17 protein-coding genes are annotated in these 21,192 nt (G+C 32.6%); 11 read left to right on the forward strand and 6 right to left on the reverse strand.

Annotated features, from left to right (window positions below; genetic code table 11):
* The first annotated feature begins 40 nt into the window (after positions 1-40).
* Together trpA and AAEO58_RS12065 are read left to right on the forward strand one after the other, a co-directional pair.
* Positions 41-811 carry a tryptophan synthase subunit alpha gene (trpA, locus tag AAEO58_RS12060; protein ID WP_341683637.1) on the forward strand — a complete coding sequence of 257 codons (771 nt, stop codon included), beginning with the start codon at positions 41-43 and terminating at the stop codon, positions 809-811.
* Positions 812-896: 85 nt separating this feature from the next.
* Complete coding sequence (locus AAEO58_RS12065) at positions 897-1,922, forward strand: M28 family peptidase (protein ID WP_341683638.1); 1,026 nt, start codon at positions 897-899, stop codon at positions 1,920-1,922.
* A gap of 95 nt (positions 1,923-2,017) precedes the next feature.
* Here AAEO58_RS12065 and glyA read toward each other — a convergent pair whose 3' ends face one another.
* Positions 2,018-3,292 carry a serine hydroxymethyltransferase gene (glyA, locus tag AAEO58_RS12070; RefSeq protein ID WP_133606285.1) on the reverse strand — a complete coding sequence of 425 codons (1,275 nt, stop codon included), beginning with the start codon at positions 3,290-3,292 and terminating at the stop codon, positions 2,018-2,020.
* A gap of 112 nt (positions 3,293-3,404) precedes the next feature.
* Between glyA and fahA the strand changes: the two genes are divergently transcribed.
* From fahA to clpB, 3 genes are all read left to right on the forward strand, one after another.
* Positions 3,405-4,691, forward strand: coding sequence for a fumarylacetoacetase (fahA, locus tag AAEO58_RS12075; protein WP_341683640.1), 1,287 nt, complete (start codon positions 3,405-3,407; stop codon positions 4,689-4,691).
* A gap of 200 nt (positions 4,692-4,891) precedes the next feature.
* Positions 4,892-6,073, forward strand: coding sequence for a hypothetical protein (locus tag AAEO58_RS12080; protein WP_341683641.1), 1,182 nt, complete (start codon positions 4,892-4,894; stop codon positions 6,071-6,073).
* A gap of 209 nt (positions 6,074-6,282) precedes the next feature.
* Positions 6,283-8,886: an ATP-dependent chaperone ClpB gene (gene clpB, locus AAEO58_RS12085; RefSeq protein WP_341683643.1), complete on the forward strand. Its 2,604-nt coding sequence runs from the start codon at positions 6,283-6,285 to the stop codon at positions 8,884-8,886.
* A gap of 110 nt (positions 8,887-8,996) precedes the next feature.
* Here the strand turns inward: clpB and AAEO58_RS12090 are convergent, their stop codons facing one another.
* The gene (locus AAEO58_RS12090) at positions 8,997-10,352 is read right to left on the reverse strand and encodes a M28 family peptidase (protein ID WP_341683644.1); all 1,356 of its coding nucleotides are present in this window, start codon (positions 10,350-10,352) and stop codon (positions 8,997-8,999) included.
* Between the two features lie 169 nt (positions 10,353-10,521).
* On the opposite strand from AAEO58_RS12090, the gene AAEO58_RS12095 reads away from it, so the two are divergent.
* Genes AAEO58_RS12095 through AAEO58_RS12120 form a run of 6 tightly spaced genes read left to right on the forward strand, consistent with a single transcriptional unit; the run spans position 10,522 to position 16,505 of the window.
* Positions 10,522-11,766: an MFS transporter gene (locus AAEO58_RS12095; protein WP_341683645.1), complete on the forward strand. Its 1,245-nt coding sequence runs from the start codon at positions 10,522-10,524 to the stop codon at positions 11,764-11,766.
* A 10-nt stretch (positions 11,767-11,776) separates the two neighbouring features.
* On the forward strand, positions 11,777-12,385 hold the full coding sequence (locus AAEO58_RS12100; RefSeq protein ID WP_341683646.1) for a DUF2238 domain-containing protein: 609 nt from the start codon (positions 11,777-11,779) through the stop codon (positions 12,383-12,385).
* A 19-nt stretch (positions 12,386-12,404) separates the two neighbouring features.
* Positions 12,405-12,965, forward strand: coding sequence for a GNAT family N-acetyltransferase (locus AAEO58_RS12105; protein ID WP_341683647.1), 561 nt, complete (start codon positions 12,405-12,407; stop codon positions 12,963-12,965).
* A gap of 5 nt (positions 12,966-12,970) precedes the next feature.
* Positions 12,971-14,113: an ABC transporter ATP-binding protein gene (locus AAEO58_RS12110; protein WP_341683648.1), complete on the forward strand. Its 1,143-nt coding sequence runs from the start codon at positions 12,971-12,973 to the stop codon at positions 14,111-14,113.
* Positions 14,114-14,125: 12 nt separating this feature from the next.
* Entirely contained in the window at positions 14,126-15,655 is a 1,530-nt protein-coding gene (locus AAEO58_RS12115; protein WP_341683649.1) for a hypothetical protein, read from the forward strand.
* A gap of 1 nt (position 15,656) precedes the next feature.
* A complete protein-coding gene (locus AAEO58_RS12120; protein ID WP_341683650.1) occupies positions 15,657-16,505 on the forward strand; it encodes an aldose 1-epimerase family protein in 849 nt (282 codons plus the stop codon).
* On the opposite strand, the gene AAEO58_RS12125 is transcribed toward AAEO58_RS12120, so the two are convergent.
* The 4 genes from AAEO58_RS12125 to AAEO58_RS12140 all read right to left on the reverse strand — a co-directional run bounded on the left by AAEO58_RS12125 (position 16,500) and on the right by AAEO58_RS12140 (position 21,092).
* On the reverse strand, positions 16,500-18,527 hold the full coding sequence (locus AAEO58_RS12125; protein ID WP_341683651.1) for a hypothetical protein: 2,028 nt from the start codon (positions 18,525-18,527) through the stop codon (positions 16,500-16,502). The two genes, AAEO58_RS12120 and AAEO58_RS12125, sit on opposite strands and share 6 nt — an antisense overlap.
* 78 nt (positions 18,528-18,605) lie before the next feature.
* A complete protein-coding gene (gene fabG / locus AAEO58_RS12130; protein ID WP_341683652.1) occupies positions 18,606-19,352 on the reverse strand; it encodes a 3-oxoacyl-[acyl-carrier-protein] reductase in 747 nt (248 codons plus the stop codon).
* Positions 19,353-19,408: 56 nt separating this feature from the next.
* Positions 19,409-20,446 carry an RluA family pseudouridine synthase gene (locus AAEO58_RS12135; protein ID WP_341683653.1) on the reverse strand — a complete coding sequence of 346 codons (1,038 nt, stop codon included), beginning with the start codon at positions 20,444-20,446 and terminating at the stop codon, positions 19,409-19,411.
* On the reverse strand, positions 20,433-21,092 hold the full coding sequence (locus AAEO58_RS12140; RefSeq protein WP_133606251.1) for a PASTA domain-containing protein: 660 nt from the start codon (positions 21,090-21,092) through the stop codon (positions 20,433-20,435). The genes AAEO58_RS12135 and AAEO58_RS12140 overlap by 14 nt, the downstream gene beginning before the upstream one ends.
* Positions 21,093-21,192: the final 100 nt, after the last annotated feature.

Below are 21,192 nucleotides of genomic sequence, written 5' to 3' on the forward strand. Positions count from 1 at the left end.
TTGCGAAAAACTTTGCGTCTTTGCGTTAAAACCAAAAATCATGAACAGAATCAACCAAAAATTACAAGAAGATAAAAAACTGCTTTCCATATATTTCACTGCAGGATTTCCAAAAATAAATGACACTGTTTCCATCATTCAAGAATTGGAAAAAAATGGAGTGGATATGATTGAAATTGGTTTACCTTTTTCTGACCCATTAGCCGATGGACCTACCATTCAAGAAAGTTCTACTATTGCTATTGAAAACGGAATGACGACATCGCTCCTATTTGAACAATTGAAGGACATACGAGAATCGGTTCAAATTCCTTTAATCATAATGGGATATTTCAATCCGATGATGCAATTTGGAATGGAGAAATTTTGTCAAAAATGTGCTGAAGTTGGAATTGATGGATTAATAATACCCGATTTACCTTTATTCGTTTACGAAACCGAGTACAAAGCTATTTTCAAAAAATACAATTTAAAAAACATCTTTTTGATTTCGCCACAAACTTCGGTTGAACGTATACAACAAATTGATGCTATTTCTGATAGTTTTATTTATATGGTGAGTTCGGCTGCGGTTACGGGAAGTCAATCAGGTTTCGGTTCGGAACAAATGAATTATTTCAAGCGAATTACCGATTTAAACTTGAAAAATCCTCAAATTGTTGGTTTTGGAATAAAAGATGAAGAAACATTTCAACAAGCTACAGAATATCAAAAAGGAGCGATTATTGGAAGCGCTTTTATTAATTTTTTAAAAGAAAATCCGATTGAAAAGACATATTCTTTTACAAATTATTTAATTAAAAAATGTTAAAATATTCAATTAAACGTAATTAAAAATCAAGTTTAGCTACTAACTAATTATATTTGTTTCCAATTAACATAACAACCTTCTATTTATGAAAAAAATATTGTTTTCAGGTGCCAGTTTAGTATTGTTACTTACTAGCTGTTCATCAGCTCAAACATCACAAAAAACACCAGCTGATGCAGGCACTTATATCACCACAATTACAGCTCCTGAGCTAAGCAAACACTTATATATTGTGGCTGGTGACGAAATGCAGGGAAGAAATACAGGTGAACCTGGGCAAAAGAAAGCTGGAGAATATTTGATTAATGAATACAAAAAAATGGGAATCAGTTTTCCTCCAGGGGCAACTGATTTTTATCAAAAAGTACCTTCTGAATTCATGAAAAGAGGATTTGCTCCTAAATTGAATGACTCAGAAAACATTTGGGCTTTCATTAAAGGTTCAGAAAAACCAGATGAAATTTTAGTCATTTCCGCACATTACGACCACGTTGGAATGAAAAATGGTGAAATTTATAATGGTGCTGATGATGACGGTTCTGGAACTGTTGCTTTATTAGAAATTGCTCAAGCCTTTAAAGAAGCTCAGAAAAAAGGACACGGACCAAAACGTTCTATCTTATTTTTACACGTAACTGGTGAAGAACACGGTTTACATGGTTCAAGATATTATTCAGAAAATCCCTTATTCCCATTAGCGAATACGGTGGCTGATATCAATATTGATATGATTGGAAGACGTGATACATTGCATCCAAATACTAATAATTATATTTATGTAATTGGTTCAGATAGATTGAGTAGTGAATTACATACAATTAACGAAGAAGTAAATGCAAAATACACAAAATTAGATTTTGATTATAAATACAACGATAGAAACGATCCTGAAAGAATTTACTACCGTTCTGACCACTACAACTTTGCTAAAAAAGGAATTCCTTCAATTTTCTTCTTTAACGGAATTCATGCAGATTATCACTTGCCAAGCGATACTCCAGATAAAATTGAATACGATGCTTTAGCAAAACGCGCACAATTAGCTTTTGGTTTGGCATGGGAATTAGCCAATCGTCCTGAAAGAATAAAAGTAGATAGAGACGGGAAATAATTACGAATAAAAAATTACGAATTACCAAGTCAAAATAAAAAATCCGAGCAATGCTCGGATTTTTTATTTAATATTTAAATTATTTAATCTTTCAATTAAAAAACAAACATTGCTCTTTCGCTCATTAAATCATTTACTTCTTCCGCTACTTGCTCTAAAACAGCTTCGTCAGTATGATTCATTAATACTTTATCAATTAAAGCTACAACTGTTTCCATATCTTCTTCTACTAAACCACGAGTTGTGATGGCTGGAGTTCCCACACGAATACCAGAAGTAACAAATGGTGATTTATCATCAAATGGCACCATGTTTTTATTTACTGTAATTTCAGCTTTTACCAATGCATTTTCAGCATCTTTACCTGAAATTCCTTTGTTTCTCAAATCAATTAACATCATGTGGTTATCTGTACCACCTGAAATTAATTTGTATCCTCTTTTATTGAACGCTTCTGCCATTGCTTGTGCATTTTTCTTCACCTGCATAGCATAACGGAAAAACTCATCAGTCAAACATTCTCCAAAAGCAACCGCCTTAGCAGCAATAATATGCATCAAAGGTCCACCTTGATTACCAGGAAAAACAGACATGTCTAAAACGTGAGACATCATTCTGATATCCCCTTTTGGAGTAGTTAATCCCCAAGGATTTTCGAAATCTTTCCCCATCATTATCATTCCTCCTCTAGGACCTCTTAAAGTCTTATGAGTTGTTGTTGTTATAATATGACAATGAGGAACTGGATCATTCAGTAATCCTTTAGCAATTAATCCTGCTGGGTGTGAAATATCAGCTAATAATAAAGCGCCAACGCTATCCGCAATTTCTCTGAAACGTTTAAAATCCATATCACGAGAATAGGCCGAAGCTCCAGCAATAATCATTTTTGGTTTGTTTGCAGTTGCTATTTCTTGAATTTTATCATAATTTAATACTCCTGTCTCCTCTTCTACTCCATAAAACACTGGATTGTATAATTTTCCGGAAAAGTTAACTGGAGAACCATGCGTTAAATGACCACCATGCGATAAATCAAATCCTAAAATAGTATCACCTGGTTTCAAACAAGCAGCAAAAACAGCTGTATTCGCCTGTGAACCTGAGTGAGGTTGTACGTTTACATATTCCGCACCAAACAAAGCTTTTGCTCTGTCAATTGCAATTTGTTCTACAATATCTACTACTTCACATCCTCCGTAATATCTTTTACCAGGATATCCTTCAGCATATTTGTTAGTTAAACATGAACCTGCAGCTTCCATTACTTGGTCGCTTACAAAGTTTTCAGAAGCAATTAATTCAATTCCGTGAATTTGTCTGTCTTGTTCATCAAGAATTAGGTCAAAAATTTGTTCGTCGCGTTGCATTGCAATAAATATTCGTTAAAATTAGGTCAAAATTACAAAAAAGGTTTGTTACATTGCTAGATAATTTTATATTTGATTCATAATTTTTCAACAACAAACTAACAATACAAATATGCCAAATATAGCAAACGACCCAACTAGAAAATCTTGGATTAATGTGCCCGAAAATTGTGATTTTCCTATTCAAAATATTCCATTTGGAGTTTTTATTACAAAAGAGGATGTAATTACCATTGGAACAAGGATTGGAAATTGCGCTATCGATATGGGTGCTTTACAACAATTAGGCTATTTTGAAGGGATTGAACTTACAGATGATATGTTCATGCAAGACACGCTTAATGACTTTATTTCTGACGGAAAAAAAACATGGCGCTTGGTAAGAAATCGCTTAGCAGAACTTTTCGATGAAAATAACCCAAAATTAAGAGACAACAAAGAGCATAGAGAAGTTGTTATCTTTAAAGTAGAAGATATCGAAATGCTTTTACCTGTCCAAATTGGTGATTATACTGATTTTTACAGTTCAAAAGAACACGCTACCAACGTAGGAAAAATGTTTCGTGATCCAGAAAATGCTTTGTTACCAAACTGGTTACACATTCCTGTAGGCTATCATGGAAGAAGCTCAACGATTGTTCCTTCAGGTATTCCTGTTCACAGACCTTACGGACAAACGTTACCAAACGGAGAGACTACTCCTGTTTTTGGACCTTCGAGATTAGTGGATTTTGAATTAGAAACTGCTTTTATTACTACTGATGCCAATTTAATGGGAGAACCAATTCCTGTTGAAGAAGCAGAAGAACACATCTTCGGAATGGTTTTATTTAACGATTGGAGTGCGCGCGATATTCAAAAATGGGAATATGTGCCACTTGGACCATTCTTAGCAAAAAACTTTGCTTCATCAATTTCGCCTTGGATTGTAACAATGGATGCTTTAGAACCATTTAGAGTAAAAGGTCCTGAGCAATCACCAGAACCATTACCATACTTACAACAAAAAGGCGCAAAAGCATTTGATATTAATTTAGAAGTTGCGATTCAGCCCGAAAATGAAGTAGAAACTGTAGTTTCACGTTCCAACTTCAAATACATGTATTGGTCAATGGCGCAACAATTAGCGCACCATACCATTAATGGTTGTAGAGTAAACTCTGGCGATATGATGGGAAGTGGAACTATTTCTGGACCAACAGAAGATTCTTTCGGTTCGATGTTAGAATTGAGTTGGGGCGGACAAAAACCATTAAAAATGAACGATGGTTCCGAGCGTAAATTCATCAACGACAACGATACTGTAATTATCAGAGGATATTGTCAAAAAGACAATCTTAGAATTGGTTTTGGAGAAGTTTCAAGTAAATTGTTACCCGCAGTGGAATTGAAATTCTAAAAACACAACCTTTCAATACTAAAACTCCGAAATCACCTTTCGGAGTTTTATTTTTTAGCCCTGATGGAAGTGGCATCCTTTTTGTTTTTTCTTTAAAAACAAAAAGATAGAACGGACAGCAGGACACGAGCTACAAAAAAGCGAACTGACGAAGTAATTAGCTCCAAAAAAATTTTATCTTTGACAAAATATTTAATTTTATGAAAAAAATTACCTTATTATTTTTATCGTTATTAATTGTTTCATGTGGTGTGAAGCAAACTCAATCTATGCTAAGTAATGGCGATTATGACGGCGCTATAAATAGAGCTTTAGAAGGTTTAAGAACTAATAAAAACTCTAAAGGAAACCAAGATTACGTTTACTTACTAGAAGAAGCTTTTGCTAAGGCAAAGCAACGCGATTTAGAATCTTTAAACTTATTAATAAAAGAAAATAATCCTTCGAACTACGAAAGAATTTTTAATCTTTACACACAATTACACAATCGTCAAGAACGTATAAAACCACTTTTACCACTTCAATTGTTGAAAGAAGGTAGAAATGCTATCTTTCCAATGGATGATTATTCTGATGAACTGATTAGTAGTAAAAATAATCTTTCGGGATTTTTATATGCTAATGCTAAAAAACTATTAGCTTCTAAAAACAAAATAGATTTTAGACAAGCTTTTGATGATTTAGCGTATTTGGATAAATTAAATCCGGGTTATAAAGATGTTCGTGCTTTAATGGACGAAGCTCAATTTAAAGGAACTGATTTCGTTCATGTTTACACAAAAAACGAAACCAATATGGTTATTCCAAAACGTTTACAAGACGATTTATTGGATTTTAGCACCTATGGAATTAATGATAAATGGACTGTTTATCACAACAATAAACAAAAAAACATTACTTATGATTTTGGTATGATTGTTAATTTTAGACAAATCAACATTTCACCAGAACAGGTAAAAGAAAAACAATTCATCAAAGAAAAGCAAATTAAAGATGGTTTTAAAACACTCTTGGACAACAACGGAAATGTAGTAAAAGATAGTTTAGGCAATCCTATTAAAGTGGATAACATGAAAACTATTACAGTTAGCATTTACGAATTTACCCAATTCAAATCATGTCAAGTAACCGCAAAAGTAGATTATATTGATTTTAGAACCAATCAATTAATAGATGCTTTCCCAGTAACTAGCGAATTTATTTTTGATTACATCTACGCTAACTATAATGGTGACAAACGCGCTTGTGAAGAGAATTATTATCAATATTTTGACAGAAGAGCCGTTCCGTTTCCAAGTAATGAACAAATGGTTTATGATACAGGCGAAGATTTAAAAGCCAAGCTAAAAGGCATTATTACCAATAATAAGTTTAGAAGGTAAATATTATAACTTAATTAACAGAAGACAGTATTTAATGATACTGTCTTTTTTTGTACCTTTATATGTGTTTTTTAGTCTACAAAATGTCATTTTGTCATTAAAGCAAAAGAAAAACACTTAAAAAAAGACATTTTGACATCTTTAAAAGATTGGAACATATATTGAATAATCCCTATGAAACAACTCACTAAAAAGGATTAATTAAGAATATGAACATCAACAAATTTACAATCAAATCGCAAGAAGCTTTGCAACAAGCACAGCAAATTGCACAAAGTTTTGGGCAACAACAGCTTGAAAACGAACATATATTCAAAGGAATTTTGGAAGTGGACGAAAACGTAACTCCGTTCATTTTGAAAAAACTCAACGTTAATGTGGAGCTTTTCAAAAAAGTATTGGATAGTACGATTCAAAGTTTTCCAAAAGTTTCTGGTGGCGAAATTATGTTTTCTCGTGAGGCAGGAACTACAGTAAACGAGGCTGAAATCATTGCAAAAAAAATGAACGATGAATTCGTTTCTATCGAACATTTAATCTTGGCTATTTTCAAATCGAAAAGTAAGGTCGCTCAGATTTTAAAAGATCAAGGCGTTACTGAAAAAGGTTTACAAGCCGCTATCGACGAAATGCGCAAAGGAGAACGCGTAACTTCGGCATCGGCGGAAGAAACTTATAACTCTTTGAACAAATACGCCAAAAACTTAAACGAATTAGCTAAAAACGGTAAACTCGATCCAGTAATTGGTCGTGATGAAGAAATTCGTAGAGTTTTACAAATTTTAACACGCCGAACCAAAAACAATCCGATGTTAGTTGGTGAACCTGGTGTTGGTAAAACAGCCATTGCCGAAGGTTTAGCACACCGAATTGTAGATGGCGATGTTCCTGAAAATCTAAAAGATAAAATCGTTTATTCATTAGATATGGGTGCATTGATTGCTGGTGCCAAGTACAAAGGAGAGTTTGAAGAAAGACTAAAAGCGGTGGTAAAAGAAGTTACTTCTGCCGAAGGTGATATTGTACTTTTTATTGACGAAATACATACTTTAGTTGGTGCTGGTGGTGGCGAAGGTGCTATGGATGCAGCAAACATTTTAAAACCAGCTTTAGCTCGTGGCGAATTACGTGCTATTGGGGCAACAACTTTGGACGAATACCAAAAATATTTCGAAAAAGACAAAGCGCTTGAAAGACGTTTCCAAAAAGTAATGGTCGATGAACCCGATACTGAAAGCGCTATTTCGATTTTGCGTGGTATCAAAGAGAAATATGAAACACACCACAAAGTGCGTATCAAAGACGATGCTATTATTGCGGCTGTCGAATTATCACAACGTTATATAACCAATCGTTTTCTTCCAGATAAAGCAATTGATTTAATGGACGAAGCGGCTTCTAAATTGCGAATGGAAATTAATTCAAAACCTGAAGAATTAGACGTTTTGGATAGAAAAATCATGCAATTGGAAATCGAAATGGAAGCCATTAAACGTGAAAATGACGAAACCAAATTGAAAGGTTTAGGTTTGGATTTAGCTAATCTAAAAGAAGAACGCAACGAAATCTTTACCAAATGGAAATCAGAGAAAGATGTTGTAGACAATATTCAAAACGTAAAACAAGAAATTGAAGATTTCAAAATTGAAGCGGAACAAGCGGAACGCAATGGAGATTACGGAAAAGTAGCTGAAATTCGTTACGGAAAAATCAAAGAAGCGCAAGAACGTTTGGATGCTTTGCAAATTCAATTAGCCGAAAACCAAGCCGGAACTTCCTTAATTAAAGAAGAAGTTACTCGCGAAGATATTGCCGAAGTAGTTGCTAAATGGACTGGAATTCCCGTAATGAAAATGTTGCAAGGCGAAAGAGAAAAACTACTTCGTTTAGAAGAAGAATTACACAGAAGAGTTGTTGGTCAGGAAGAAGCTATTGAAGCGGTGAGCGATGCTGTTCGTAGAAGTCGCGCAGGATTACAAGACATGAAAAAACCAATTGGTTCTTTCTTATTCTTAGGAACAACAGGTGTTGGTAAAACCGAATTAGCCAAAGCGTTAGCCGAATATCTTTTCGACGATGAAAATGCCATGACTCGAATTGACATGAGTGAATACCAAGAACGTCATTCTGTAAGTAGATTAGTAGGTGCTCCTCCAGGATATGTAGGTTATGATGAAGGTGGACAATTGACTGAAGCGGTAAGAAGAAAGCCATATTCAGTAGTATTGTTAGATGAGATTGAAAAAGCGCATCCAGATACATTCAACATCTTATTACAAGTGTTAGATGAAGGACGATTGACCGATAACAAAGGTCGTGTGGCTGATTTCAAAAACACGATTATCATCATGACTTCAAATATGGGAAGTGCCATTATACAAGAGAAATTCGAAAATCTTAAAGGTGGAATTGATGCTGCAACCGAAGCAGCCAAAGTAGAAGTTTTAGGTTTATTGAAACAAATTGTTCGACCAGAATTTATAAACAGAATTGACGAAATTGTAATGTTTACACCATTAACCAATGCGAATATCAAAGAAATTGTTGGTTTGCAGTTGAAAAGTGTTATTAAAATGTTGGCACACCAACAAATTACAATGGATGCAACACCTGAAGCAATTGAATACTTAGCGCAAAAAGGTTTTGACCCACAATATGGTGCACGACCAGTAAAACGAGTAATTCAACGTGAAGTTTTAAACCAACTTTCAAAAGAAATATTGGCTGGTAAAGTTACCGTTGACAGCATTATTTTGCTAGACAGTTTTGATGGTCAGTTAGTTTTTAGAAACGAAAGTGAATTGGTAAAATAAATTCCAATACTTTCAAAAATATCCCCTTAATTCATGGGTTCATAATGGGTTAGTTTGTTTTAGTTTGGGAAACACCGATTCAGAATTGATTCGGTGTTTCTTATTTTAAACTAGTTTCTTTTGAATGTTGTTCTAATGATATCATTTGGAAAAACCACCACACTTTCATGCCCTGTTTTAGAAACAGAAGAAACTCCAAAATAATAATTATCAATTACAATTCCTTGCAACTCAAAATTATCAACATCACCAACAAATCGGCTAAATTCCCATTGTGGAGAAGTTGTTAATCGCCAATAAATTTTGTATCCAATTATATTCTCATCAGAAACCTTATCCCATTTTAATTTGGTATTAGGTTGTACAATGCCTCCAATCTTAACATTTTTAGGTTCAGGAGTTGCCCAAGCCAAACTGGCTAAAGTGATTGCATTTACAGCAGTTAACTTATTCGCATACTCAAAATTTACACCTTCGATTACATCGCCATATTTGATGCCATTTTCTACTCTTAAATCCTGATGTTGACGGTTGTAATTTTCATGTGCTTCCATAATTCTAACTCCAGAAAAACCTAAATCATTAAAAGGTCTGTGATGTCCACCTCTGCCAAATCTATCTAATCGATATACCATCATCGGATTCATTTCTGGCATATAAGTCGTTGTTAATTTGTGAATATATCTTGCTAATTGTCTAGAAATACCATCTACTTCACCTCCATAAAAACGTCTATTGCTTTTCTCTTTTTCTGTTTCAGTAATAGGTGTTGGTTCAGAAAAAATTCTAAATGTTCGATTATCGATTACGCCATCAACACCTTCTATATTCCCAATCATATCATTGTTTAAAACTCCAATAATATCCCAATTATTCTTTTTTGCGAACTCAGCGAAACCTTTTCCCCCAAACAAACCTTGCTCCTCGCCTGACAAACCTAAATACACAATATTATAATCAAATTTAAATTTGGATAGAACTCTTGCTGCTTCAATCGTTCCTGCCATTCCAGATGCATTATCATTAGCACCAGGAGCATCTTTTGTAAAATCGATTGGATCTGAATTTCTACTATCAATATCACCCGTCATAATCACATATCGATTGCTGTTTTTTGTTCCTTTTTGAACCGCCACTACATTCACAATCCAAGTGTCTTTTGGAACACGCTCACCATCGTTTGTTGTTACATAATCTTTCTGATAAAAAACTTCCAAACAATTAGAACAATCTTTAGAAACTTTTTCAAATTCTGATTTAATCCATCTTCTTGCTGCTCCAATACCTCTTTTGTTTGAGATAGTATCACTAAATGTGTTTCTAGTACCAAAATTAGCTAACGTTCGAATATCGTTTTCAATTCGTTTTGTTGAAATGGATTTAATAATATCATAAACTCTGGTATCGGTTTGCGAAAAGAGAAACTGACTAAAAATTACTAGCACAACTATATAACATTTTCTCATAACTTTTTTATTTCAAATTTAATGATTTGGTATGGATTAGATTACAGAAAACTAACACAAAACCACTGAATTTTGTTAAAGATTATTGTTCAAAAATATTTTCAAACCAAAACCATTTTAGTTCTATTATCTCTATTTTTACAAAATTAACTAACCAATTACACTAACAATGTCAAACTTTACTCTGAAAGAAAAACTAAAACATTTATTATCATTTCCAGTGATTGTAGCTGCATTAGGCTATTTTGTTGATATTTATGACTTACTTCTTTTCGGGATTGTTCGTGTCCCTAGCTTAAAAGACATGAACTTAGATATTGATACTGCTGGAACCCTGATTCTTAATTACCAAATGGTAGGATTACTTTTAGGAGGAATTCTTTGGGGAGTTTTAGGCGATAAAAAAGGAAGACTTTCGGTTTTGTTTGGCTCCATTTTAGTGTATTCTTTGGCTAATATTGCTTGTGGTTATTTACCTCACTTTCCTGTTGAAGATAAAACCATGTTATATGCTTGGTTACGATTCATTGCCGGAATTGGTTTAGCCGGTGAACTTGGTGCCGGAATTACTTTAGTTTCGGAATCGTTACCCAAACAATTACGAGCAATTGGAACTTCCATCGTAGCTGGATTTGGTTTACTTGGAGCTGTTGTAGCACAATTAACTGTAGAATTAGCAGGCGATTGGACTATTGCTTATTACATTGGTGGTGCTTTAGGATTAATGCTTTTAGTATTACGAATTAGCGTAGCAGAATCTGGAATTTACAACGATATCAAACACGATAATAACATCAAAAAAGGGAATTTCTTTTCGTTTTTTACCAATTGGAATCGTTTCGTAAAATACATGAAATGTATTGCTATTGGATTACCTACTTGGTTTTGTATCGGAATTTTAGCGGTTATGGCCAATCAATTTGCGCCTGTAATGGGAATTGATAATATTCAGCCGGGAAAAGCTATTATGTGGGCTTATGTTGGGATTTCGGTTGGCGATTTTGCAAGTGGTTTTATTTCGCATTGGTTACATTCTCGTAAAAAAGCCATTTTCTATATGATGTTGTTTACCATCATTGGAGTTTGTTTGATGCTTTTTGGTGGAACCAAATCGGAAAATATGTACTACTTTTATTGTGCTTGGTTAGGTTTAGGAACGGGTTATTGGGCCATGTTTGTAACTGTTGGAGCCGAACAATTCGGAACCAATATTAGAAGTACAGCTACTACCACTATTCCCAATATGGTTCGTGGATTAGTTCCCGTTATGTTACTGGCTTTTGACGGTTTAAAAGTAAATAATGGCGTGATTGTTGCAGCTGCAATTGTAGGTTTCTTTGCTTTTGCACTAGGCATCTACTCTACTCTAACTATTGCTGAAACACATAATAAAGATCTAGATTTCAACGAATAAACCAAAATAAATGAAAAAATTACAACTTTACTCTCTACTATTCTTTATTGGATTACTCGTTTCTGGAATTCAGCCAAAAGAATATTTTACTTGGTTTTTAGAAGTTTTACCAGCAATCATCGGTTTCCTGATTTTGGCTTTTACCTATAAAAATTTTCAATTTACGAATTTTACATATTTCTTTATTTTAATTCATTGCTACATCTTATTCCTTGGTGGACATTACACCTATGCCGAAGTACCTCCATTTGAATGGATAAAAGAAACGTTTCATCAAACTCGAAACAACTACGATAAAGTCGGACATTTTGCACAAGGTTTTGTTCCGGCAATGATTGTAAGAGAGTTATTTATTCGAAAAAATGTTGTTTCAAATAAGAGTTTCTTTAACTTCATTATAGTAGCGGTTTGTTTAGCGATTAGCGCGGCTTACGAATGGTTAGAATGGGCTGTTTCATTATGTACTGGTGAAGGAGGCGATGCTTTTTTAGGTACGCAAGGCTATGTTTGGGATACGCAATCTGATATGTTATATGCAACCATTGGTGCTATTTGCATGTTGATTTTCTTCAGTAAAAAACACGATAAAGCAATTCAAGAGCAATTTCAAACTCAATAACAAGATTCAAATTAGAATAATGCTACAACTTAACTTCTCTCCTTTTCCTATACTAGAATCAGAACGTTTACGTTTTAGAAGACTAACGAATGAAGATGCTCCTGAAATTATAGCGCTTCGAGGGAATCCTGAAACTATGAAATTTATTCCGAGACCTTTGGTTGTAGATACTGAAGGCGCTTTGGCACACATAAAAATGATTAACGACAAAATAGATGAAAATATTGATATAAACTGGGCAGTAACCGAAAAAGGAAGTGATAAGTGTATCGGAATTATGGGATTTTACAGAACACAACCTGAACATTTTAGAACTGAGTTAGGCTACATGATTACTCCCGAACACAATGGAAAAGGTTATGTTACCGAAGCCGTGAAAACACTATTAGATTTTGCTTTCAATACATTAAATTTTCATTCTATCGTTGCAGTCATCGATTCACGTCATGTTGCCTCGGAACGTGTTTTACAAAAAGTTGGCTTTGTAAAAGAAGCTCATTTTAAAGAAGATTTTTACTATAATAACGAATTTACCGATACCGTAATGTATGGTTTACTAAAACGAAATTTTATAAAATAAAATATATGACCGAATTTGAAAAACAATTCCGCGAGGTGCAAGAACTTCTCGAATTCAACGACTTCAATCAAACCATAAAACGAGTAATCGATTTTACTTTAGATACCGAAAACATTGATTTTTATACCAAAACCAATGAGTTTTTAAATTGGTTAGACCATAATGAAAAAGAAGACGAAGATAAAAAAACACGCTTAAAAACCTTGTTAGATGAACTTTATACCTTCTTGAGTAAAAAAGAATGTCATAATCATCAAACGATTATCTCGGTTAAAAATCTACAAAAAGTATACAATGTTTCTTTTGGATTGGGTCCTATAAATTTAGACATCAAAACAGGTGAAATCATTGGTTTAGTTGGCGAAAACGGAAACGGAAAAACAACTTTACTACGAAGTTTATGTGGTGAATTACATCCAACATCTGGAACCATAAATTACCAATTTCAATACGATGATTTATATGATTTACGAACAAAATTAGTCTACATTCCACAACGAACTGATACTTGGCGCGGTTCTATGTATGAAAACTTAGAGTTCACAGCAAGTTGCTATGGCTATTCACCAGAAGAAAATAATTTAGTCGTCGATTTAGTTATCACACGTTTAGGATTGCGAAAATTTAGAAAACATTACTGGAATAATTTGTCTTCTGGTTATAAAATGCGTTTCGAATTGGCTAGAATGTTACTCCGTAAACCCAAAATTTTATTGATTGATGAACCTTTGGCTAACTTAGATATTTTGGCACAACAAACCATTTTAGACGATTTTAGAAACATCGCAAATTCGGCTTTTAGACCAATAGCTATTGTGTTGAGTTCGCAACAATTGTATGAAGTGGAAAAAACATCAAATCAGGTGGTTTTCTTAAAACGTGGTTCGCAAAAGAATTTGAATACCGAAAATGATGTAGCAAAAAATTGTATTATCGAATTTGAAAGTTCGTTGAATTTAAGCGATTTAAAACAAGCTTTCACCACTTTAGAAGTAATTTCTTTGGAACAAAATGGCGGAACTTTTATTGCTACTTTTCCGGAAAAAATTGAAATGAACGATTTCTTAAAAGTGGTTATAAACCAATCGATTCCTATGACTTACATGCGAAACATTTCAAATTCAACACGTCGCTTTTTTGTGAACTAAAAAAATAAAATCATGTTTAAAGATATACAGAAAAAATTATTATTAAAATATCCATTGCTTTGGAACACCAAATTTGTTCCTATGGTTGCTATTGGATTACTACTTCACCTCATCTTTTTTGGCTTAGGTTATTTGGATGGAACCATCGATTTTTCAAACAGAAACAACTTAGATATTGAAGTAACTTGCATCTTATTTGGTGTTTTACTTGTTATAATTATCATTATTTTATGGTTAGTTAATTACTTTAAAAACAATTCGTTAAAATCATTTTATAGTAAATCAAAATACAGTTTATTTTACGAATGGTTGCAAATATTTGTTGTTAGTACATTATTGATTACGTTTTATTTACCTTTTTCAGTTGGAAAGCAATTACATCAAAGAAGTTATTATTCACTTGAAGAAACAACCAATCGCTGCAAAACTATTGCTACTGCTGATATGTTTATTGATGGAAGTTTTGGAGAAACAGAAATAGATTCATTAGCCTCTAGATTAATTGATAGTTTAGGGAATAAATTAGTAAAGAATGAAATTTCTGAAAACTATGAAACCCAAGAACGAGCTTATGAAACACAAGCTACTATGGCTTATGCTTATAAAAATCATATCATCTTTAACGGAAAAAAATACGATCAATTTTCATTAGTAAATAGAAATACGTTTGAATTCACTGTGATTTCAAGAGAACTAGATTCGTTAAATAAAATTCAAGTTCAAAATTGGTTACATCAGGACAATCAAGCTGAAGTTAAAAAATTAATGGACAATTACTTAAGCTTGATTAGAGAACATGATTTAGCCACTAATTTAAATATGGATAAATGGTTTGAAATTGTTTACAAAGCTCCAGAATTTGATAAATTTTTATACATTCAACCATATTTGAAACAATATGAAACTGATGAATCTTATAATAACTATGAGATGGCATCAAAAATTGGTTATGATGACCGAAAATACTCTAAATATTTTGTGCAGCAAGATGTATTAAAAGATAAATATGATACCGTTTCAGAAGCACATACAGATCCATTTTTCAATATTGAAATGATTTTAGGGTTTTTATATGGTGCTTTTGGATTGTCTATATTGATTTTTTCTTTCCGAGTTACTTCTGGAAAAAGTTGGTTAATTGCGGTTGTTACAACTGGGGTTATTAATATAGTTTACGGTATTTTTACAGCAATTACAGGCTTAGGAGATATATATGCTTATTTGATTCTATTTACTATTTTAGGGATTATATTTTATTTCTTCTTAATATATTTCAACAAAAAGAATTTACAACTCAGTAGAATTGCTTTGAATCTGTTTTTATGGTCGTTCATAGGAATTATTCCTTTGATTTATTTCATAATTCAAGAACATTATTTAAGAGGTGAAAATAGATACGATTATAACTATACATCTCCCGAATATGAATGGATGAGAGAGCATATAATTCATATGTTTTCATTAAATTTTATTTTTGCCATTCTAACACTTTTCTTTTTATCAAAAATTATTAGAAACTGGAAAGGAATTTCAGAAGATTAATATGATAATTACACTTTCAAATAACAAAATTTCGGCATCGATTAATACAATTGGTGCCGAATTAATTCGATTAGAAAAAGACAACCAAAATTATATTTGGACAGTTGATGAAACTTATTGGAACAAAACATCTCCCATTTTATTTCCAATTGTTGGAAGATTAAAAAATGATGCTTACACCATTGCTGATAAAAAATATGAATTGCCAAGACATGGTTTTGCCAGAAATTTCGAATTTCAAATTCTAAATCAAACCGAAAATTCTGTTGTTTTTGTATTGGAAAGTAATTCTGAAACGTTGAAAAATTATCCGTTTGAATTTAAATTACAATTGGAATATGAATTAGACGGAAATGAATTAAAAATGAAGTATTCTGTTGAAAACAGATCGGAAGTAACTATGCCTTTTTCCATAGGAGCACATCCGGCATTTGCCATTGAAGATTCTTTTTCAAACTACTCCTTACAATTTAATGAAGCAGAGGAATTTGTATCCTATGAATTAGAAAACGAACAGTTTAGCAATTCATTCCGGAAAATAAATTCCGAAAACGGACAGATTAATTTAAACTATTCGCTTTTTGAAAAAGATGCTTTGGTTTTCAAACATTTAAAATCAAACGAACTTATACTTTTAAACAAGAATAAACCCGTTCTTTCAGTTCAGTTTGAAGGATTTCCTTATTTAGGGATTTGGACCAAACCAAACGCTCCATTTTTGTGTATTGAGCCTTGGTGTGGTTTAGCAGACAACGTAAATCATAATGGAAATATTTTTGAAAAAGAAGGAATTCAACTATTAGGGAATGAATTTAACTTTCAAAGAAAAATAGTAATCAACCTTTTATAACAATCCGTTATATTTTCGAACAAACCATTCGGTAGCTAAAGCAAAAATTGCTAAAATTAATAACCAAATCCAATCGATAAGTGGTGATTTTTTTATAGTTTCTTTTTGTGTAGGAATATAATTTTCGTTTTCAAGTAACGATTTGATTAGATTTTCTATTTGATTTGGATAATACACTTTTCCATTGGTATTGGTTGCCAATTGCTCTAATCTAGATTTATCAGGATTTACGAATTGTTTTTCAATTTCAAAATCCAACACTTCAAAACTACCAGAAAAACTAGAATTTGATTGCTTTTCAGTTACTTTAAACGAATAATTTCCTGCCTCTAATCCATCTAAATTTACTTTATAAGAATTGGTAGCTTTAAGTAAATCGTACTTTTTAGACGCTTTTGTCTTAGAATTTATAACTTGAATTGTTAGTTGCGCTTTGTCGTCAAATTCATAGTTTTTGTTGAAATATTCAGCTGTAATTTCAATGCTTTCGCCCGAATTATAAAAACTTTCATAAGTAACATTCAAATTCTTTTTTGATGCATTTGTTACTAAAAACTGAATGATTTTATCAGTAAACAAATCAAAATCTTCAAAAGATTTTTTGTTTAAATTATTTTCTAATCGCCATTTCCAGATGTTTTCACCTAATAAATAAGCGTTTCTTTTGCTTCCATTTTCAGTAAAAGTCAATAACGGATTTTGCAATTGCACATTTCTAATTCTTGCAGAAAGTAGTGTGCTTACATTGCTTTTTGCTGCAATAGTTCCAAATTTATGTTCCAAAGGTGGAAAATTTTCAAAACCAATATTAGCTTGCGAAAACAAATTAAAGTTCGAATCAAAAGTTGCCAAATAATCTTCTTTTTGTGCCGACATTTTAAACAACAAATCGTTTTGAACCTGATTTAAAAAATTAAAATCGGTTGCAGTTCCAGTGATAATAAATGTATTGATTTGGGCAACTTTATTTTGCTCAAAAATAGCTTTAAAAGAAGTGGTTGGTTGATATAAAATCAGAATATTGTAATTCTGTAATGACTTTACTTCCTCTGGTTTTAGGATTGAAACTTTACGTTGCTGATTGGTTTCAATACTTCGTTTTAAAGCACCTAAATCAGGATGATTAATCGCCGAAACTAAAGCAATTTCACTACGTTGGTCAATTATTTCTACTGCAAAATTCTTAGTATTATTAACCGTATTTTTCTCTTTTATGTTAGAAGAAATCACAGCTTTATATTTGGCAATTCCAACCTTGTCTGCATTTAATAAAACAGAAATAGATTGTGCTCTTTTATCTTTTGAAAAAGTAACTATTTGTTTATGTATGGTTTGATTACCGTTCTGAATCGAAAAAGTAGTTGAAATAGACTGATTTCCATTGTATTGTAAGAATACTTCAACTGGAAATTTATTCTTTAAAAAAGCGTATTTGTTTACATTGATTTGATTGATTTTCAAATCGAAAACAGTTGTCGTATCGCCTAAAACAACTGGTAAAACACTTGTGTTTTCTTGAAAACTAAACACATAATCATTTCCCATAGTTTGGTTTCCATCTGTAAATAAAACTACTGGATAATTGGTGTTTCGGTATAACTGTTTTAAATTTTTAGCTACACCATCAATATGAGATTGATTACCTTTAAAATCTAATTGTTCCAATGATTGAAATTCATCATCAAACGAAAACAATTGTACGTCATATTTTTCTGCAATAGCTTTATTATCCGCTATTTTCTGATATAATTCAGAAGCTTCTTTCGTTGCTTTTAATTCGGAAATTGACTTAGAATTGTCAACAACAATTGGCAAAGGCGTTTTCTTAATTTCAGTGATTTTTCGACTGATAATTGGATTAATCAGCAATAAAAAGATAGAAAATAGACTAATAAAACGTAAAAAAGCCAAAAACCAGTACAATTTTGACTGATTTTTGACTTTATATAAATATTGATAAAACGACAATGCAGCAGCAATAATTACTGACAATAATAGAAGTAAAATTGTACTTGTTGTCATTTTTTCTTTAACTGATTAGTGAATAGTAATTAGTGAATAGCCATCTAATTTACTATTCACTAAATACTAGTTACTTTTTTATGTCAGCATTCCTCCGTCAACATTAATAACTTGTCCCGTTACATAAGCACTCATATCAGAAGCTAAGAAAACACAAACGTTTGCTACATCTTCTGGTGTTCCTCCTCTTTTTAAAGGAATAGCTTCTCTCCAACCTTTTACAACATCTTCGTTTAATTTTGCAGTCATTTCAGTTTCAATAAAACCTGGAGCGATCGCGTTGCAACGAATATTTCTTGAACCTAATTCTAATGCGATTGATTTTGTAAATCCATTCATACCAGCTTTAGATGCAGCGTAGTTAGCTTGTCCAGCATTTCCTTTTACTCCTACTACACTACTCATGTTAACGATAGAACCTTTGCGGTTTTTCAACATAATTTTTTGAACTGCTTTTGTCATATTAAATACAGACTTCAAGTTGATTTCGATTACTTTATCAAAATCTTCTTCCGACATACGCATTAATAAGTTATCTTTTGTAATTCCTGCATTATTGATTAATACGTCGATGTTACCAAACTCAGCAATAACGTCATCCACTAATTTTTGTGCTTCATTGAAATCAGCTGCATTTGATTTGTATCCTTTTGCTTTAATTCCTAAAGCGTTTAATTCACTTTCTAAAGCCATTGCCGATTCTACAGACGAACTATAAGTAAAAGCAACATTTGCTCCTTGTTCTGCAAAAACTTTTGCTATACCGCTACCAATTCCACGGCTTGCACCAGTAATGATGGCAACTTTTCCTTCTAATAATTTCATGGTAAATATTCGTGTTAGTTTGTTTATTAATTCAAATATAAAATAAAATATTAATTTTAATCTTCTGTAAACGTTTGTGCTTTTGAATACACACGCCATTTTTCAATACATTCCTGTAAATCTTGTGGAATTGGTGTATCAAAACGTAAAAATTCTTTTGTGATAGGATGTTCAAATCCTAATGTTTTTGCATGAAGTGCTTGTCTTGGTAATACTTTAAAACAATTGTCTACAAACTGTTTGTATTTTGTAAATGTGGTTCCTTTTAAGATGGAATCACCGCCATAACGCTCGTCATTAAAAAGTGTGTGACCAATATGTTTCATATGCACACGTATTTGGTGTGTTCTACCTGTTTCTAATTGACACGAAACCAAGGTTACATAACCAAATCGCTCTAAAACCTTATAATGCGTTACTGCATGTTTTCCTTTTTCGTCACTTTCATGAACCGCCATTCGCATTCTATTCGTATCATGACGACCAATGTTACCTTCTACAGTTCCTTCATCTTCTTCAATATTTCCCCAAACTAAAGCAACATATTCTCTTTCCGAAGTTTTTTCTGCAAACTGCTTTGTCAAATAAGCCATTGCATGCTCGGTTTTAGCCACGACTAATAAACCTGTTGTATCTTTATCTATACGATGCACCAAACCTGGTCTTTCGGAACTATTCATTGGTAAATTCTCAAAATGATAAGCTAATGCATTTACTAAAGTACCAGAATAATTTCCATGACCTGGATGCACAACCATTCCTGCTGGTTTATTAATCACCAACAATTGATCGTCTTCATAAACAATGTCTAACGGAATATTTTCAGGTGTTAGCAATTGCTCATAAGTGGGATGTGCCAATACTAAACGTACGACATCTCCAGCTTTCACTTTATAATTGGATTTTACCGCAACATCGTTCACTAAAATAGAACCATTTTCTGCTGCTTGTTGAATTTTATTTCGGGTTGTATTTTCAATCATGTTCATCAAAAATTTATCTACACGCAAGGCCGATTGACCTTTACTTGCTTCAAAACGATGATGTTCGTATAACTCGTCTTCGAGTTCGTTTCCTACATTATAATCCGCCATTTTCTTCTTTAAATTCTACTGGTTCTGTTACGCCTTCTTCTGCTGGTGGTAATGTATCTGCTGGTTCTTCAGAACTAAAAGTTTCTTCATTAAACACCTCTTTTCCATCTCCTAAAACAAAATCTAAAACAGAGTTTTTCTTCACCTTATCTCCTGCTCTTAAACGTCTTCCATTTTGATAAATTTGCAATACCACATCTTTAGCAATATGCGGTTTATAAGTAACTTTACCTTCTTTCAACGTTAATGATTTTATGGTAGCCGAAATTTGTCGGAACGTTTTGTCTTTGAATTCTGGAATGGTAATATCTGTAAATTCACCAGCGTTTAATTTTACATAGACTTTTCGTCCGTCTTTTACTAAACTTCCTGCTTTAGGATCTTGTTCTAAAATAGTAAAAGGCGGAAAATCAGCATTGAATTCTACTGTATCTAGTAGAAAAACTTCTAAATCCAGTTCGTTCAGTTTTTCTTCAGCGACTTCCAACTTCATTTTTGATAAATCGGGCACTTTGATTTCCTGACCATGATTGGTTCTAAAATCTAAAAATTGAATTACTAAAAAAGTAAAACCCACTACTATTGCAGCAGCTAAAAAAGCTTGAGTAAAAAATGTCCTACTTGTTAAATATTTAAATAAACTCATACAAAATGATATTTTGACAAAGATATAAAATTCAAAAAGAAATTACGATGCAATTCATTTTGATTTCTTCACAGATTTAAAACGAATGAATTGCAAAAAT

Source organism: Flavobacterium helocola, assembly GCF_038289885.1.
Taxonomy (GTDB): Bacteria; Bacteroidota; Bacteroidia; order Flavobacteriales; family Flavobacteriaceae; genus Flavobacterium; species Flavobacterium cheniae.